Source organism: Rhodococcus sp. ARC_M6, from assembly GCF_022810305.1.
Classification (GTDB): Bacteria; Actinomycetota; Actinomycetes; order Mycobacteriales; family Mycobacteriaceae; genus Rhodococcus_F.
On sequence record NZ_JALGQH010000020.1, the window covers coordinates 35517 to 52315 of the forward strand.

12 protein-coding genes, 1 tRNA gene and 1 riboswitch are annotated in these 16799 nt (G+C 61.9%); of the genes, 5 read left to right on the forward strand and 8 right to left on the reverse strand.

Annotated features, from left to right (window positions below; genetic code table 11):
- The first annotated feature begins 167 nt into the window (after window positions 1-167).
- From garA to gcvP, 5 genes are all read left to right on the forward strand, one after another.
- On the forward strand, window positions 168-659 hold the full coding sequence (gene garA / locus MTX36_RS19565; RefSeq protein ID WP_094273391.1) for a glycogen accumulation regulator GarA: 492 nt from the start codon (window positions 168-170) through the stop codon (window positions 657-659).
- Complete coding sequence (locus tag MTX36_RS19570; protein WP_243621342.1) at window positions 659-1396, forward strand: MerR family transcriptional regulator; 738 nt, start codon at window positions 659-661, stop codon at window positions 1394-1396. The genes garA and MTX36_RS19570 overlap by 1 nt, the downstream gene beginning before the upstream one ends.
- Window positions 1397-1496: 100 nt before the next feature.
- Window positions 1497-1970, forward strand: coding sequence for a bifunctional nuclease family protein (locus tag MTX36_RS19575; protein ID WP_094275059.1), 474 nt, complete (start codon window positions 1497-1499; stop codon window positions 1968-1970).
- A 357-nt stretch (window positions 1971-2327) separates the two neighbouring features.
- Window positions 2328-2900 (forward strand): MerR family transcriptional regulator, encoded by a 573-nt coding sequence (locus MTX36_RS19580; RefSeq protein WP_283264238.1) that lies wholly within the window; start codon window positions 2328-2330, stop codon window positions 2898-2900.
- 72 nt (window positions 2901-2972) lie between these two features.
- Window positions 2973-3093, forward strand: a riboswitch (glycine riboswitch).
- Between the two features lie 177 nt (window positions 3094-3270).
- Window positions 3271-6129 carry an aminomethyl-transferring glycine dehydrogenase gene (gene gcvP, locus MTX36_RS19585; RefSeq protein WP_243621343.1) on the forward strand — a complete coding sequence of 953 codons (2859 nt, stop codon included), beginning with the start codon at window positions 3271-3273 and terminating at the stop codon, window positions 6127-6129.
- A 21-nt stretch (window positions 6130-6150) separates the two neighbouring features.
- Here the strand turns inward: gcvP and MTX36_RS19590 are convergent, their stop codons facing one another.
- From MTX36_RS19590 to MTX36_RS19625, 8 genes are all read right to left on the reverse strand, one after another.
- Window positions 6151-7299, reverse strand: coding sequence for a metallophosphoesterase (locus tag MTX36_RS19590; protein WP_243621344.1), 1149 nt, complete (start codon window positions 7297-7299; stop codon window positions 6151-6153).
- Entirely contained in the window at window positions 7299-8975 is a 1677-nt protein-coding gene (locus MTX36_RS19595; protein ID WP_243621345.1) for a substrate-binding domain-containing protein, read from the reverse strand. Before MTX36_RS19595 ends, MTX36_RS19590 begins: the two co-directional genes overlap by 1 nt.
- Before the next feature lie 118 nt (window positions 8976-9093).
- Window positions 9094-11277 (reverse strand): malate synthase G, encoded by a 2184-nt coding sequence (locus MTX36_RS19600; RefSeq protein ID WP_243621346.1) that lies wholly within the window; start codon window positions 11275-11277, stop codon window positions 9094-9096.
- A 329-nt stretch (window positions 11278-11606) separates the two neighbouring features.
- Window positions 11607-12863: a trans-acting enoyl reductase family protein gene (locus tag MTX36_RS19605; RefSeq protein ID WP_243621347.1), complete on the reverse strand. Its 1257-nt coding sequence runs from the start codon at window positions 12861-12863 to the stop codon at window positions 11607-11609.
- Window positions 12864-12907: 44 nt separating this feature from the next.
- On the reverse strand, window positions 12908-13321 hold the full coding sequence (locus MTX36_RS19610; RefSeq protein ID WP_243621348.1) for a universal stress protein: 414 nt from the start codon (window positions 13319-13321) through the stop codon (window positions 12908-12910).
- 196 nt (window positions 13322-13517) lie between these two features.
- Window positions 13518-14969, reverse strand: a complete 1452-nt coding sequence (locus MTX36_RS19615) for an SDR family NAD(P)-dependent oxidoreductase (RefSeq protein ID WP_243621403.1) — start codon at window positions 14967-14969, stop codon at window positions 13518-13520.
- A 174-nt stretch (window positions 14970-15143) separates the two neighbouring features.
- Window positions 15144-15229, reverse strand: a tRNA-Leu gene (locus tag MTX36_RS19620).
- 108 nt (window positions 15230-15337) lie between these two features.
- Entirely contained in the window at window positions 15338-16687 is a 1350-nt protein-coding gene (locus MTX36_RS19625; RefSeq protein WP_243621349.1) for an MFS transporter, read from the reverse strand.
- Window positions 16688-16799: the final 112 nt, after the last annotated feature.

Below are 16799 nucleotides of genomic sequence, written 5' to 3' on the forward strand. Positions count from 1 at the left end.
CTCGCTGCACACAACGGTCCGCGCAGGGTACGGTCGTTAGGTACGCATGTGCCAAGTCGGGGTGCAAGGCCGTATCTGAGTGTGACTGTGAAAGATGCTCGTCAAAACAAGTGCACTGCGTAGTCCAGTGATTTCTGATCTGGATGATTGATCGAGGAGGAGAAACAGTGAGCGAGAACGGTAACGACGCGGGCTACGGGGAGTCTCCGGCGGAGACCACATCGGTATTCCGCGCAGATTTCCTCAATGAGCTCGACAACTCCTCAGCAGCACCGGCCGCCGAGCAGCCGGTATCGGGTGTCGAAGGTCTACCGACCGGCGCCGCATTGCTCGTAGTCAAACGAGGACCCAACGCCGGTTCGCGTTTCCTGCTGGATCAGCCGACCACCTCTGCGGGTCGCCATCCTGACAGCGACATCTTCCTCGACGACGTGACTGTCAGCCGTCGCCATGCGGAGTTCCGCCAGGAAGATGCTGAGTTCCACGTTGTCGACGTCGGCAGCCTCAACGGTACGTACGTCAACCGTGAGCCCGTCGATTCGGCTGTATTGGCCAACGGCGACGAGGTCCAGATCGGAAAGTTCCGTCTGGTCTTCCTCACCGGCCCGCGTGCCGGTGGTTCGCAGGTGGGCGAGACGTCAGCAGGTGCGGGTAGCTAATGACGGCCTTGCGGCAGCAGAGCCAGCCCGGAATGTCTATCGGTTCCGTGCTGGATCGGTTGCGTCCAGATTTTCCCGACGTGACGATTTCGAAGATTCGTTTCCTCGAGTCCGAGGGCTTGATCAGCCCCCAACGGACGCCGTCGGGATACCGCAGGTTCTCCGTCGAGGACTGCGAGCGTCTCCGCTATGTACTGACCGCTCAACGCGATCAGTACCTGCCGCTGAAAGTGATCAAGGAACAACTCGAGGCGATCGACAGTGGCGCCGCGACGGTCAGTGCAGAGACTTCTGCGCCTCGACGTCCGCGGGTCCTGTCGATCGCTCCCGGGGAAGTGTCACCCGAGGTATTCCGGGTCGACCGCGAAGTGCGTGTGGGGCGGGCGGATTTGCTGGCCCGCGCCGACGTTGAGGACCGCTTCTTGACTGAGCTGATTCGCACCGGGCTGATCGTGCCGGGGGCCGCCGGTTTCTTCGACGAAGATGCGGTCACTTTGGCTCGGACGGCCAAGGCAATGGCTGAATATGGTTTGGAAGTGCGGCATTTGCGCGCGTTCAAGTTGGCTGCAGATCGCGAAGCCGGGTTGGTGACTCAGATTGCGGGCCCGGTCGCCAAGGGGCGCGACGCTGGTGCTCGTGATCGAGCCGAGGAAATGGTGCGGGAACTCGCGGCGTTGTCGTTGACATTGCATACATGCTTGGTCAAATCAGCGGTCCGCGGAAGCCTTGATCGCTGAGTTCTCGATCATCTCGCTCGACGCGAATAGAATCCGAATAGAATCTCAGTACGGCCGTGAATTCGGCCGTCAGGGTCACATCAGGTTGGAGGCAAGCTCGATGGGCGAAATGCGTGTGATCGGAGTTCGTGTCGAGCAGCCCCAGAATCAACCGGTTTTGTTGCTTCGTGAATCCGACGGCGATCGGTATCTGCCGATCTGGATCGGGCAGACGGAAGCCACGGCGATCGTTCTGGAGCAGCAGGGCGTCGAGCCGGCTCGGCCTCTCACACATGATCTGATCAAGATACTGATCGAGTCCTTCGGCCGGAGCCTGCAGGAAGTCCGCATCGTGGACCTGCAGGAAGGGACGTTCTACGCTGATCTGGTTTTCGACGAGCAGACCACGGTGTCGGCGCGTCCGTCGGATTCGATTGCGTTGGCACTTCGGATCGGGGTGCCGATCTTTGCGTCGGAGGCCGTTCTCGCCGAGGCTGGCCTGATTATTCCGGACGAGCGCGAGGACGAGGTGGAGAAGTTCAAGGAATTCCTGGACACAATTTCTCCGGACGACTTCAAAGCCACTGACGGATAGTCGAAACGACCGTTAGCTGGCATTAGTCCGAAAGTCTCAAGTAGAGCTTTAGTCTCGGTACGGCGTGTTGCATTGACCGTAGTTCGACCGGGTCTTAGCGTAGCGGGCGGTGAAGATCTTCTCGCCTTGCATGTCGAGGCTGGTCGAGGCGCTCACTCGGGCGTACTCTGGGTAAGTCCACTCATGGAATTACGTGCCTCGAATTCACTGTTCGGGATCGGTTGACCAAGATTTCTGGTATCCCAGAATTTCTTCTTCGGTTGACGGCGGAGCTGTTCATCGAGCGGCTCGGTTACATGATGGCGCAGCGAGAAGGAGACGGCAGTGGAAGAACAGTCGAGCGTAGGCAATGCAGGTATCACCGGCAGTGTCGGTCTGACTTCCGAAGAACTGCAACCCGGACTCTTTCCGGACGACTCCATTCCTGACGACCTGGTCGGATACCGTGTTCCGATCGCCTGCCAGATCGCCGGCATTACCTACCGTCAACTCGACTACTGGGCACGTACCTCGTTGGTCGTCCCGTCGATCCGCGGTGCCGCAGGATCCGGCAGCCAACGTTTGTATTCATTCAAGGACATTCTGGTCCTGAAAATCGTCAAGCGTTTACTCGATACCGGAATTTCTCTGCAGAATATTCGCGTCGCAGTTGATCACCTTCGCAACCGTGGGGTTCGCGACCTCGCCAACATCACTCTTTTCTCGGATGGCACGAGCGTTTACGAATGCACGTCGCCCGAAGAGGTTGTCGATCTACTTCAAGGCGGGCAGGGCGTATTCGGTATCGCGGTCAGCGGTGCGATGCGCGAACTCACCGGAACCATCGCAGATTTCCCGGCTGAGCGCGCCGATGGCGGTGAAAGCGACCCAAACCCCGAAGATGAATTGGCCTCGCGACGTGCGAATCGGGTGTCCCGCAAGACGGGATAACCATCGTCACACCGATTCGGACAAGATCACGGTCACTCGAGGTCGATCAGTCAACTAGACTAGGCCTCGCGTCGCCGGCGTACGGGAGAGCCTCGGGTATTGCCTCACAGTTTTGGCTGTGAACACTGCTTGGGCGCCGAAGGAGCAATACCTCCCCGTCAATCTCTCAGGCACAAAGGACCGTACGGGCTCCGACGCCTCTGGAAAGCGGTGGGATAACCCACCCGCCGACGGGGAAAGGCTGTGATCCCCGGTACCGGAGGGTCTCTACCGAATCTCTCAGGCGCTCGGTCTATCGAGCATGCGACAGAGGGGGAGGAACGCACCTAGAGGTGTGTGTCCTGATCCTCCGATCTGTCTGGGAGTTGTCGTGATCGACGCTGCAAGCCGTATTTTTGCCGACCGCCATGTCGGTCCGAACGCCGCGGAACTCGCGCGCATCCTTGAACTGATCGGGGTCGATTCTCTCGACGATCTCGCTACCAAGGCCGTTCCCGCTGTCATCCTCGACGCCGCCCCCGGCGGAATTGCCGATGGGCTCGATGCGCTTCCGCTTCCCGTCGGTGAGCACGAAGCCCTGGCAGAGCTGACGGCCCTCGCCGCTCAGAACACCGTGGCCACCTCGATGATCGGTCTCGGCTACTTCGACACTCTCACCCCGCCGGTGTTGCTGCGCAACATCATCGAGAACCCGGCCTGGTACACCGCGTACACGCCGTATCAGCCCGAGATCAGCCAGGGCCGCCTCGAAGCCCTCCTCAACTTCCAGACGATGGTGTCCGACCTGTCGGGCATGGAACTCGCAAACTCGTCGATGCTCGACGAGGCCACCGCAGCAGCTGAAGCAATGACGTTGCTTCGTCGCGCGAACCGCAGCAAGTCGCCCCGATTTGTTGTCGACACCGACATCTACCCGCAGACGTTGGCTGTCATCGAGACGCGCGCCGAGCCGCTCGGCATCGAGATCGTCTCCGCCGACCTCACCCAGGGCCTGCCCGAAGGTGAGTTCTTCGGAATTATCGCTCAGATCCCGGGTGCATCGGGCCGCGTCGTCGATTACACCGCGATCATCGCCGAGGCTCACGAGCGCGGCGCGCTGGTTGCCGTCGGCGCTGATCTTCTTGCGATGACGTTGATTACCTCGCCCGGTGAACTCGGCGCGGACGCGTGCTTCGGCACGACCCAGCGTTTCGGTGTTCCCATGGGTTACGGCGGACCGCACGCCGGCTACCTGGCCGTGCACGCAAAGCATGCACGTCAGCTGCCCGGCCGTTTGGTCGGTGTCTCCATCGACGCCGACGGAGACAAGGCATACCGCCTCGCGCTGCAGACTCGTGAACAGCACATCCGTCGCGAAAAGGCGACGTCCAACATCTGTACCGCCCAGGTGCTCCTCGCCATCCTCGCGGCGATGTACGCGAGCTACCACGGCGCCGAGGGCCTCAAGGCGATTGCGTTGCGCGTCGCTGCGCAGGCGAATGCACTGGCCACCGGCCTGCGTGAGGGCGGCGTGACCGTCGTTCACGATTCGTTCTTCGACACCGTTCTGGCGCAGGTCCCGGGCAAGGCCGCCGATGTCGTTGCTGCTGCCAAGGAATCCGGTATCAATCTGCGACTGGTGGACGCCGACCATGTCGGAATCTCCTGCGACGAAGCAACCACGGCAGATCACGTACTCGCAGTCCTCGACGCATTCGGAATCGACGACGCTGTTGTCGCCATCGACGCCGAAGGTAACTCTGTTCCGGTCGCTCAGGAGCGTACGTCGGACTACCTGCAGCATGAGGCATTCACCCGTTACCGTACGGAAACAGCAATGCTCCGCTACCTGCGTGCGTTGTCCGACAAGGATATTGCGCTCGACCGCAGCATGATCCCACTCGGATCCTGCACCATGAAGCTCAACGCGACCGCCGAGATGGAATCAATCACCTGGCCCGCATTCAATGCCATTCACCCGTTTGCGCCCACCTCCGACGCACCCGGACTGCTCAAGATCATCAAGGACCTCGAAGACTGGCTGGTTGCGGTCACCGGCTACGACAACGTGAGCCTGCAGCCTAACGCCGGCAGCCAGGGGGAGTACGCGGGTCTGCTCGCAATCCGCAACTACCACCTCAGCCGCGGCGACGATCACCGCGACACCTGCCTGATCCCGTCCAGCGCCCACGGCACCAACGCCGCTTCCGCCGTCATGGCCGGAATGCGCGTCGAGGTTGTCGCGTGCCGTCCCAACGGTGACGTCGACGTCGACGATCTGCGTGCCAAGATTGCCGATCACGCCGAGCGTCTTGCCGCGATCATGATCACGTACCCGTCCACCCATGGCGTGTACGAGCACGAGATCTCCGACATCTGCGCCGCAGTGCACGATGCCGGCGGACAGGTATACGTCGACGGCGCGAACCTCAATGCTCTTGTCGGCCTTGCTCGTCCGGGTCGTTTCGGGGGCGACGTCAGCCACCTGAACCTGCACAAGACTTTCTGCATCCCGCACGGTGGCGGTGGCCCCGGCGTCGGACCCATCGGCGTTCGCTCACACCTCGCACCGTTCATGCCCGGACATCCGATGGCGCCTGAACTGGGCGGCCGGGGAACAATCTCCGCCGCGCCGTACGGCAGCGCATCCATCCTGCCCATCACCTGGACTTACATCCGAATGATGGGAGCACAGGGCTTGCGCCGCGCGAGCCTGACAGCTATCGCGTCCGCCAACTACATCGCTCGTCGTCTCGACGAGTACTTCCCGGTGCTCTACACCGGAGAAAACGGCATGGTCGCGCACGAGTGCATCCTCGACCTGCGCGGTCTGACCAAGGACACCGGAGTTACCGTCGACGACGTCGCAAAGCGTCTGGCCGACTACGGTTTCCATGCCCCGACCATGAGCTTCCCCGTGGTCGGCACCCTCATGGTCGAGCCCACCGAGAGCGAAAACCTCGAAGAAATCGACGAGTTCTGCGAAGCGATGATTGCCATTCGCGGCGAGATTGATCGCGTCGCAGCCGGCGAATGGACCGTTGAGGACAACCCGCTGCGCGGTGCGCCGCACACCGCCGGAAGCATTGCAGCCGAGTGGGATCACCCCTACTCGCGTGAGATCGCAGTGTTCCCGCGTGGCAAGGCTCGGCCCAAGGTATGGCCGGCAGTGCGTCGTATCGACGGTGCTCATGGCGACCGCAACCTGGTCTGCTCATGCCCGCCGATCGAAGCGTTCGCGGGTAACTAGTTTCTCACCCGCCGCTGGAGGTCACGGTTCGCGAATCAGTTCGAGAACGGTGATCTCCGGCGGTGCACCCACCCGCACCGGTGGTCCCCACGCTCCGGCACCGCGGGTCGTGTACAGAACGGTATTACCGATCTTGTCCAGGCCGTGCACCGAAGGTTGTTGCAGCGGAACTAGGTAACGCAGCGGCCACATCTGCCCGTCATGGGTGTGGCCGGACAGTTGTAGGTCGATACCCAGCTCGGATGCTTCAATCGCTTGACGCGGTTCGTGCGCCAGGAGCAGGGCAAATATTTCGGGGTTGCGGCCCTCCAGGGCTTTGCCGAGGTTCGGCTCGTACGGTTCGGGCGACGTGTAGTCGTGAATTCCGACGATATCGATGGAGGTGCCTCCGCGCTCGATCGAAGATCGACTGTTACGAAGTGTGGTGACTCCCAGACTGTCCCACACGTCGAGCCACTTTCCGCCGTCGTCGGCGTAGAACTCGTGATTGCCACTGACACCGAAAACTCCATCCGGCGCACGAAGATCGGCGAGGGGCGCCAGGTCCGGAGCGACCTTGGCTACGGTTCCGTCCACCAGATCACCGGCGATCGCGATCAGGTCCGCATCCTGTGAGTTCACCAAGTCGACGACCTTGCGAGTGAAATCAACTCCACGCGCCGGGCCGACATGCAGGTCCGTGATCAGGGCGATCCGATAACCGTCGAAAGCTTCCGGTAGACGAGCGAGCGGCACGCGCACACGCGTGACCCGGGGATTAGACGCCTCGAGCACTCCGTATCCAGCGGTTCCGAAAGCAGCGAGAGCGACTGTTGTCGTGGCCAACTGCAAGGTACGACGCTTGGCCGGATCTACCGCGGTGGGTTGACCGCCGCGTCGGCGCACCAGGCGGTTGATCCCGGTGATCAGTCCGATAATCAGTAATCCCGGGATCAGATAAAGCCACGACGCCAACCAGACCCAGCCGAGAAATCCGACCGGGCGTGCCCACGACGTCGGGAAAATCTCGCCGCTGCCCATCCCGATAAGCGTCAGCACACCCAACAGCACCAACAATGCATCGGTGATGCGAGCCCAGCGCGTCGACATCCCGGTGGCGCGGACAAGCCTGCGGTGCAGGAACCAGGTCAAGAGGGTAAGTACTACTGCAAATACAGCGAGACGTGCCATCAGGACAGCAGTTTCGCGACAGCGGCGGGCAATGCGGGGTCGGCGGTCGAATCCACGCGAATCAACGTTCCACCGGTCCGGTCCGATACGTCTTGGAGAGTAGAGATGTCATTGCCGGCACCGACAACCAGAATGTCCACATGAACCGGGCGAGCAGGGTTGCCCGCCGCAGCTATTGCGCTGAGCAATTCGGCTCGGGTCATCGTGGATTCGTCCGTGGAACTCGAGGTGACGAGGAGAACCGAGTTGGTACGACCTGAGTCGTACCCGTCTACCGCCGCCTTGTACGCCGCTGACAGTGCCGGATATTTGGCGGACTTTCCTTCGGCGCGTAACCCGTTCAAGGCAGCAGTGAGCGCGCCGCGATGAGCGGGTGCGGACAGGGGAGCGCCCGGAACCAGCATTCGCTCAGTGGTGTTGAACGCGGCCAGTCCGACGTCCGACGCGTCGGGACTGCGGCCGAGTTGAGCTTCGAGTGCCGTGACGATATTGGCCAGACGCGATCGACCGCCGTCATCGACGCCCATCGGAGTCGACGTGTCCATCACGATGCTTGCACTGCGCACCGAGACCGGATTGGCCACCACATTGCCGAGAACCGCTGCGGTCTCTGCGGAGGCCGGCACCAGTGTGGATGCGATTCGCGTCAGCGGCAGCGCTCCCAGATTGGGGTCGCTGTGACCTTCCACTCGAAAGCCGGAGTCCACGAAGATCTTCGACGACTCGGACTCACGCATGTACTCCGAGAATTGGGCTGCCGCGCGCGAGGACGTCTCGTCGATACCGGCGCCGGCAACAACGACGGCCGGGTAGTCGGCGACGGGCGTAGAACCGATCGGGGAGTACGCCGTCATAGCGGGGTTCGCGGATTGTGCGATCGACTGTTCTGTTGTGGGAACAGCTTTGACAGTATCCAGCGCTCCGCTGGACAAGGCAGCCAGTGCGTCGGCGGTGGTGGCCGGCGGGTTCGGCAGAGTCTGGAAGCGAAGCGCAAGGGTGGTCAACGCGGAGGTTACCTGGCTGGAGCGAGCCTGCTCAGTGGTGACCGGACCTGCTCCGGCTCCGGATACGTCCGCGGCGACGGCTTGTGTTGCCATGACGGTTTCGGTACTGCCGACGGGAAGTGCCATTGTCAGATCGGACGGCAGCGATTTCCAGGAAGCCCCGGTGGATTTCAAGGCGGCAGCCGTATCAGGACTGACCGCCAGCACGAGTGGCGACATTGCGAGTGATCGCGGCTCGCCGTTCATTACCGACTGTCCGGCCAGTGGAGCTGTATCGAACGAACTCTGGGCGACCCACAGGCCGGGGCGGGGTCCGAGGGCCGCGTCATCCCAGGTCGATTGAGCACCTGCTGCGAGCGCAGCACCGACAGCAGGCGTCGGCGCACCGTGTACGGCAACGGTGATGCAATGGTCGCGAACCACGGGAGAGGTCTGGGTGTACCGCTTTCCCAACTCTTCGATCTGCGGGGCAATGGACGGATCGGCGGTGACATCGAGTGTCTTGCCACCCTCGACGCACGTCCCCGCGGCCTGCTCGCCCTGATCGGCGATGCGACTGCCGAGCGCTTTCCACCCGAAAAAACCCGCCACGATCAGCACAATCAGTGCGACCACGAAGATCGGACCCTTGCTGATACCTCTGGCGCTTGAACCGCCGCGATGTTCGCCCACGTACGTTGCCCGCCTCGGTAGCTCGAAGATTGTGTTCAGGCCAGTCTAGTGATGATCAAACGCGAACGGCCTCGACACCACTTCGGTGTCGAGGCCGTTCGGAATGCGTCGTGAGCTATCAGGCGTTGGCGGCCTTGTACTCGCGGCGACGACGGTGCAGGATCGGCTCTGTGTACCCGCTGGGCTGCTTTGCGCCCTCGAGGATTAGTTCCTTGGCTGCCTGGAATGCAATGTTGGAACCGAAATCCGGTGCCATGTTGCGGTATTCGGCGTCGCCGTCGTTCTGACGGTCGACGACCGGCGCCATGCGCTCGAGTGCAGACACGACGTCCGTCTCACTGACGATGCCGTGACGCAACCAGTTGGCGAGCAACTGGCTCGAGATGCGCAGGGTCGCGCGGTCCTCCATGAGTGCGACATCGTGGATGTCGGGAACCTTGGAGCAGCCGACGCCGGCGTCGATCCAGCGGACGACGTAGCCGAGGATGGACTGGCAGTTGTTGTCGAGTTCTTCCTTCTTCTCCGCGTCCGACCAGTCGGTGCTGGGTGCGAGCGGGATGGTCAGGATGTCGTCGACGGTGGCGCGAGGCTTGCCCTTCAACTCGTCCTGAACAGCGAAGACGTCGACGCGGTGGTAGTGCGTCGCATGCAGGGTTGCGCCGGTGGGTGAGGGAACCCACGCGGTGTTGGCTCCGGCCTTGGGATGGCCGATCTTCTGCTCGAGCATGTCGGCCATCAGTTCGGTCATGGCCCACATGCCCTTGCCGATTTGAGCCTTGCCCTGCAGGCCACAGGCCAAGCCGGTATCGACGTTCCAGTCCTCGTAGGCGCCGATCCACTTCTGCTTCTTCATTTCGCCCTTGCGCACCATCGCGCCGGCTTCCATGGAGGTGTGGATCTCGTCGCCGGTGCGGTCGAGGAAGCCGGTGTTGATGAACACAACACGGTCGCTGGCTTCCTTGATGCAGGCAGCGAGGTTGACTGTCGTACGACGCTCTTCGTCCATGATGCCGACCTTGAGCGTGTTCTCGGGCAAGCCGAGGACCTGCTCGACACGACCGAACAGTTCGGTGGTGAAGGCAACTTCCTCGGGACCGTGCTGCTTGGGCTTGACGATGTAGATCGAGCCCGTGCGACTGTTGTCGTGCGGGCCGTTGGCGTCGCTGATCGTCAGGCCGTGAACAGCGCAGGCGCTGGTGATCAGGGCGTCGAGGATGCCTTCGGGGACCTCGTTGCCTTCGGCGTCGAGGATTGCGGGGTTGGTCATGAGGTGTCCGACGTTGCGGACGAACAGGAGTGAACGGCCATGCAGGCTGAGTTCGCTGCCGTCGACGGCCGTGTACTTACGGTCACCGTTGAGGGTGCGGGTGAAGGACTTGGCGCCCTTCTTGATCTCCTCGGACAGATCACCGCGGTTGAGGCCCAACCAGTTGCGGTAACCGACAACCTTGTCGTCGGCGTCGACAGCGGCGACCGAATCCTCGAAGTCCATGATCGTGGTGACAGCAGACTCGAGTACGACGTCCTTGACGCCGGCTGCGTCCGTGCTGCCGATCGGGGAAGTCGCGTCGATCTGGATCTCGGCGTGCAAACCATTGTTGAGGAGGAGAACGCTGGTAGGTGCGTCCTTCTCACCGAGGTAGCCGACAAGCTTCTCCGGCTGAGCCAATGTCGTGACCGTGCCGTCGGCGAGAGTGACCTTCAGTTCGCCGCCGTCGATCAGGTACTTCGTGGAATCGGCGTGCGAGCCCGACGCGAGAGGTGCTGCAGCGTCGAGGAATTCACGAGCCCACGCGATGACCTTGTCGCCGCGAACCTTGTTGTAGCCCGAACCCTTTTCGGCGCCGTTCTCCTCGGAGATGGCATTGGTGCCGTACAACGCGTCGTACAACGAACCCCAACGGGCGTTGGACGCGTTGAGTGCGAAGCGCGCGTTGAGAATCGGGACAACCAACTGCGGGCCGGCCGTCGACGTGATTTCGGTATCCACATTTGCTGTGGTGACCGAGAACGGTGCCGGGGTCGGCAGGAGGTAGCCGATTTCCTGGAGGAAAGCCTTGTAGGCGGCGGCGTCGAGGGGAGCACCGGAGTGGTCGCGGTGCCACTGATCGATCTTCGCCTGCAGATCGTCACGCTTGGCAAGCAGCGCACGGTTCTTCGGGGCGAGCTCGGTGATGACCTTGTCGGCGCCGGCCCAGAACGTCTCGGCGTTTACACCGGTGCCGGGAAGTACCTCTTCGACAACGAAGTCGTAGAGAACCTTCGCAACCTGCAGACTGCCGACCTGAACGCGCTCAGTCATGAATAGCCTCACTTTTCCGAAATCGGAGCACCGCGACGGGTGCCATGAACCGCAATCAATGTTACTCGTGAGTATTTCGCGGGGGCACAGAGCCTCGATGGATCATCACACTCGGCCCGCGAAGACCTCGAAATCTGCACGACACAAACGTTCGACCAGGACATCTCCCCGGCTGTGGCCGGGGTGAGGACGTCCGCAGCGTTGGGTAATGCTGCGTTTTCGGGGCAATTCTGTGTTGTTGACAGCAGCACTCGGCACTGATTCGCCGAGCATTACTGCCGAGAACTATATCCCGAGTCGCAGCGGACGCAGGCATCGAAGTTGTCCGGTCAGAGTTTCTTGGCCGATACTTCGAAACCTGCGCTACGCAGTCGCTCGACCAGGACATCTCCCAACGCCGTGGCCGGGGTCAGAACGCCGGCGGCGTCGGGTAGTGATGTGCCGGCGGGTAATTCAGCACTGTCGACTGCCAGGCTCAACGCTGATTCACCGAGCATCACTGCCGTTGCGCTGTATCCGGGGTCGCCTTGCGCGCGGACGCGTGATCGGTACCGGGCTCCGGTGGTGGTGACGGTGAAGACGTCGAGCGTGAAATGCCCCTTCTTCTGCGCGTCCTCGCTCGGACCTTCGCCGGGCGCGGGGAGCACCTTGTCGAGGAGGAATCGCGTCGGGGGAAGCGCCAGCCCGGCAATCAGAGCGCCGAGTCCGAGCGCCACGCCGCCGGCAACCACTGGTGAGATGACGGAAGATCCGACGCTCATCACCTCGCTGTACTTGAATTTCTTGCCGTAGGACCAATCCCGAAGCGCATTGCTGCGCCGGACGACGCGGGTGTTGTAGGACGCCATGAAGAACGGCGCCTTCCACCCCTTCAACGAGGGGCTGATCTTCCGGCCGTCGACGACCGTCACGTCGCTCTGGCGCCCGAGATCCGGCTCACGCTCGCGGTCAGGGCTCAGCGAGTACGGCGACGCGGCCAATTTCCTCAGGCGCGCATCATCTTTCGACACGTCGATCTGATTGCGGAGTGAATCGATGGTGCCGCCGCTGATGCCACCCCGCAGTGAGGTCACGACCAACGTGGTGTCGGTCATCTCGCCGGCATCATCGGCCTGGACCAACTTGTGCAGGACGTGAACGCCGAGATCCGAAGGGATGGAATCGAATCCACACGAGTGGACGATGCGGGCACCGGTGGACACCGCAAGGTCATGATTGGCGTCGATGCTGTCCCGATGAAAGAGGACCTCGCCGGTGAGATCGACGTAGTCGGTGCCGGCAGCAGCGCAGGCGTGAGCCAGTGCATGTCCGTACTTTGCGTACGGACCCACGGTCGTGGCAACGACGCGGGTTCGCGTCGCAAGAACCTTCAGCGCGGTCGGGTCGTCGGCGTCGGCAATGACCAGGGGGAGTTCAGTTGCAGCGGCACCGAGCGTCGCCCGGACGGCAGCCAGCTTTTCGATCGAGCGACCACCGAGACCGATCTTGATGCCGGCCGGCGAATTTTTCACCAGATACTCGGCCAGGAGTTTTCCGACGAAGCCGCTGGCTCCGTAGACGATGATGTCGAGCTCAGGTTCAGACATGGCACCAGCCTACAAACGAGCACTCCGATCCGATGTGATGGAGCTCACTCTTCGGGTAGGGGGTCTTTGACGACGAGGATCGGTACCTCGACTTCGAGGAGGAGTCGCTGGAGCGGCCGTTCCAAGAGAAACTTGCCAATGGGGGACATACGACGCGTTCCGACGATCAAGAGCCCCGCACCGGTGGACTCGGTCAGCTGGACCAACGCAGTGACCGGGTCACCGTCATGCTCCGTCGTACGTAGTTCCCACGGTGTCTCGGAGAATCCGCCGGCGTCAAGCGCTGATTGGACCTCTCCGCGCAATGCCGCGTTGTCTTCGTCGGTTTCTGCGAGATTGATGTCGTCGATGACATGCAGAACCAGAAGTTGTTCGCGTCGATTCACGGACTCGCGTGCGCCGGCGACGATGGCAGCCCGGCCCTCCGGGCTGTCCTTGTGTACGACAGCGATCGCCATGGTTCCTCCGAATTGATTGCCGGTGCCCAGTCGATGGCAGGGTCGTAGACCATTATCGCCTGCAATTGCGTTCGGCTGCCGGAATGCGGGACTCGACACGGCGCTGCGGCAGTGTCGAAATTGCCACATCCAGGCGACGAGGTGGGTGCAGTCACCTCGGTGGTCACCTCACCACGGTGGACGCTCGGTGGTCACCTCACCACGGTGAGGGCTTGTAGTCCTTGAGGAAGCAGCCGTGGATGTCGACGCCCAGTTCGCCCTGGACGATGGGGTCGTACACGCGGGCTGCACCGTCGACCAGGTCGAGGGGTGCATGGAAGCCTTCGTCAGCCAGACGCATCTTGGTGAAATGCGGCCGTTCGTCGGTGATCCACCCGGTGTCGACGGCAGTCATGAGGATGCCGTCTTCGAGCATTTCCTTGGAACTGGTGCGGGTCAGCATGTTCAGTGCGGCCTTGGCCATGTTGGTGTGAGGGTGGCCAGGCCCCTTGTACGCGCGGCTGAACTGGCCTTCCATTGCGGAGACGTTCACGACGTACTTGCGACGCGCATCGGATGCGGCCATCGACGGACGCAGGCGCGAGACGAGGATGAACGGGGCAACCGAATTGCAGAGTTGGACTTCGAGAAGCTCGATCGGGTCGACCTCTTCGACGGTCTGAACCCAGCTGTTGCTGTGCGCGAGGTCGGGGAGGAGTCCGCCGGCGTCGATAGCGATTCCCTGTTCGATGCGATCGGGTGAAGCGGACTTTGCGACCAGGGCAAGCGAGCTGACGGCGTCGGCCGAAAGATTGCCGGTTGTGAGGGCAGCAACGTCCGAGAGTGAACCGGCCAGCGCAGCCGGGTGGGCGTCGCTGGTCTTACCGAACGTGACGACGTCCGGGAGTTCGCCCGCGGGAAGCGCACTGGCCTCGGCGTCGACCAAAGCGCCGTAAGCGCCGGGGGACCGACGTACGGTCTGGGCTGCATTGTTGATCAAGATGTCGAGAGGGCCTTGTGCCGCAACGGAATCCGCGAGCGCTACTACCTGCGCCGGATCGCGGAGATCGATGCCGACGATGCGCAGACGGTGAATCCAGTCGGCGCTGTCTTCCATCGCCTTGAACCGGCGAATCGCGTCGTTCGGGAAGCGCGTGGTGATGGTCAGATGAGCGCCGTCGCGCAGCAGACGCAGAGCGATGTACATGCCGATCTTGGCGCGGCCACCGGTAAGGAGCGCGCGGCGTCCCGTCAGATCGGTACTGGCGTCGCGCTTGCTGCGGCTCATCAAGGCGCAGTCCGGGCACAACTGGTGATAGAAGGCGTCGACCTGTGTGTAGCGCTGCTTGCAGATGTAGCAGGGGCGCGCCTTGATGAGGGTGCCTGCGATGGAACCGGCAGTGTTGGACTTGATCGCGATGCCGGCGGTCTCGTCGTCGATGCGGTCGGGTGAACCGGTTGCCGTAGCAGCGACGACCTCACGGTCGGCTTCGTTGACGGCCGCGCGGGAGGCCAGTCGACGCTTCTTCTTGAGTCGCTTGAACAGATGGCCGACGGCACGCTGCATCGTGACGGAGTCTGGATGTTCGTCGTCGAGTTCGGCGGCTTCGCGCAGAACCTTCAAACAGATCGCGAGTTCTGCGGGGTCGAGTCCGGTCAGTTCTGCCAAGGCAGATTCTGAAACTATTACGTCGGACTGCCGTGTATCTGTATCCACTTGAACTTCTGTTCCATCTCGATCGCCGCTCGCGCGGACTGCTCCCCGGTGTGGGAACGTTGCCATCTTACGAGAAAAGCTCCGGTTCAATGAACCGGAGCTTTTCCTGTCTGTCTCAACACAGAGTGTCCGAGGGGGGACTTGAACCCCCACGTCCGTTAATAGGACACTAGCACCTCAAGCTAGCGCGTCTGCCATTCCGCCACTCGGACTCGGCACCGATTTCGCGGTGCAGGGAAAGAGTATCCGATGCCTGCCCAGTCTCCCAAATCGCATGCCTAGCGCGGGTGTTGGGAGACTGGGAATCGTGTGATCCGGTCCTACTTGACCAGTGCTGCGGCTTCGGTTTCCGCTGCTACTGCGGCAAGTTCGTCCTTGCGGCGCCCGGTGTTGGGCAGGCTGAGGAGGCACACGAGGCTGACAACTGCTGCGGCAGCGAGGTATAGCGACACGGGCACAGTGCTCTTGTTCATAGCGAAGAGCGCAGTCGCGACGACCGGGGCAAGTCCGCCGCCGAGGACGTTGCCGATTTGATAGCCCAACGAGATTCCGCTGTAGCGGACGCCGGTTCCGAAGAGTTCGGCGAAGAATGCGGCCATCGGTGCGTGGATTGCCGCTGCCCCGTTGTATCCGAGGATGAGTGTCAGGAATATGACGGTGGTGTTCTCGGTGCGGATCAGCGGGAACAGAGCGAAGGAGAAGAACAGTAGGGATAGGCCGCCAATGAGCATGACTGGTTTGCGGCCGATCCGATCAGACAGTGCCGCCCAGGCCGGAATGCAGATGATCTGGATTGCGAGACCCACCATCGACGCGTTCAGCAGCAGGCTTCGTGAGAGTCCTACTTCCTTGGTTCCGTAGGTGAGGAGGAAGGTGAACACGACGTAGACGAATGTCGAGTAACCGATCAAGGTGCCCGCTGAGAGAATGATCGCCCGCGGGTGATCACGAATGACCTGGAGGAACGGGAGTTTCTTGGGCTTTTCGGTCTTCTTTTCGGCTTCCTGTTCTTCCAGGAATTCGGGGGTTTCCTCGATGCCGAATCGAACCAAGAGACCGACAGCCCCGATCAGGATGCTGGCAAGGAAAGGCAGTCGCCAACCCCAACTCAAGAACTGGTCGCTGTCCAGGCGTCCGAGAAGCGCAAAGGCGCCGGTGGCGAGAAGCGCGCCTGCGGACACGCCCAAGATTGTCCAGCTACCGTAGAAGCCTTTCCGTCCTGGCGGAGCGTGTTCGATGGCGATCAGTGCAGCACCGGCGAACTCGCCACCGGCGGCAAACCCCTGAATCAAGCGAAGGACGATCAGGAGGATCGGGGCCCAGATTCCGATCTGCGCGTACGTCGGCAGTAGTCCGATGAGTACGGTTCCGGCCCCCATCATGAGGAGGGTCAGGACCAGCATCTTCTTGCGACCCAAGCGGTCACCGAAGTGGCCGATCACGATTCCGCCTAACGGACGGACGATGAAGCCCGTGCCGAAAGTGGCCAGGGCGAGAAGTGTTCCTGTCAGCGGATCTGCCGTGGGAAAGAATACGACGTTGAAGACGGTGGCTGCAGCGATTGCATACGCGAGGAAATCGTAGTACTCGATCGCTGTTCCGGCGCACGATGCGATTGCCAGCCGCTTGAGCGACGGCGCAGTTGGAGCTTGCGTTTCAGTGCTGTTCACAATGCAAACCTCGGTTTCTTTGCTGGACAAGGTAGTTGATGTCAGGTCCGCTCCCGATGTGTAGTGCCGGGTGCGGTTCGCGACGTTGGGTTGCTGGCACGGGTGCTCGTCG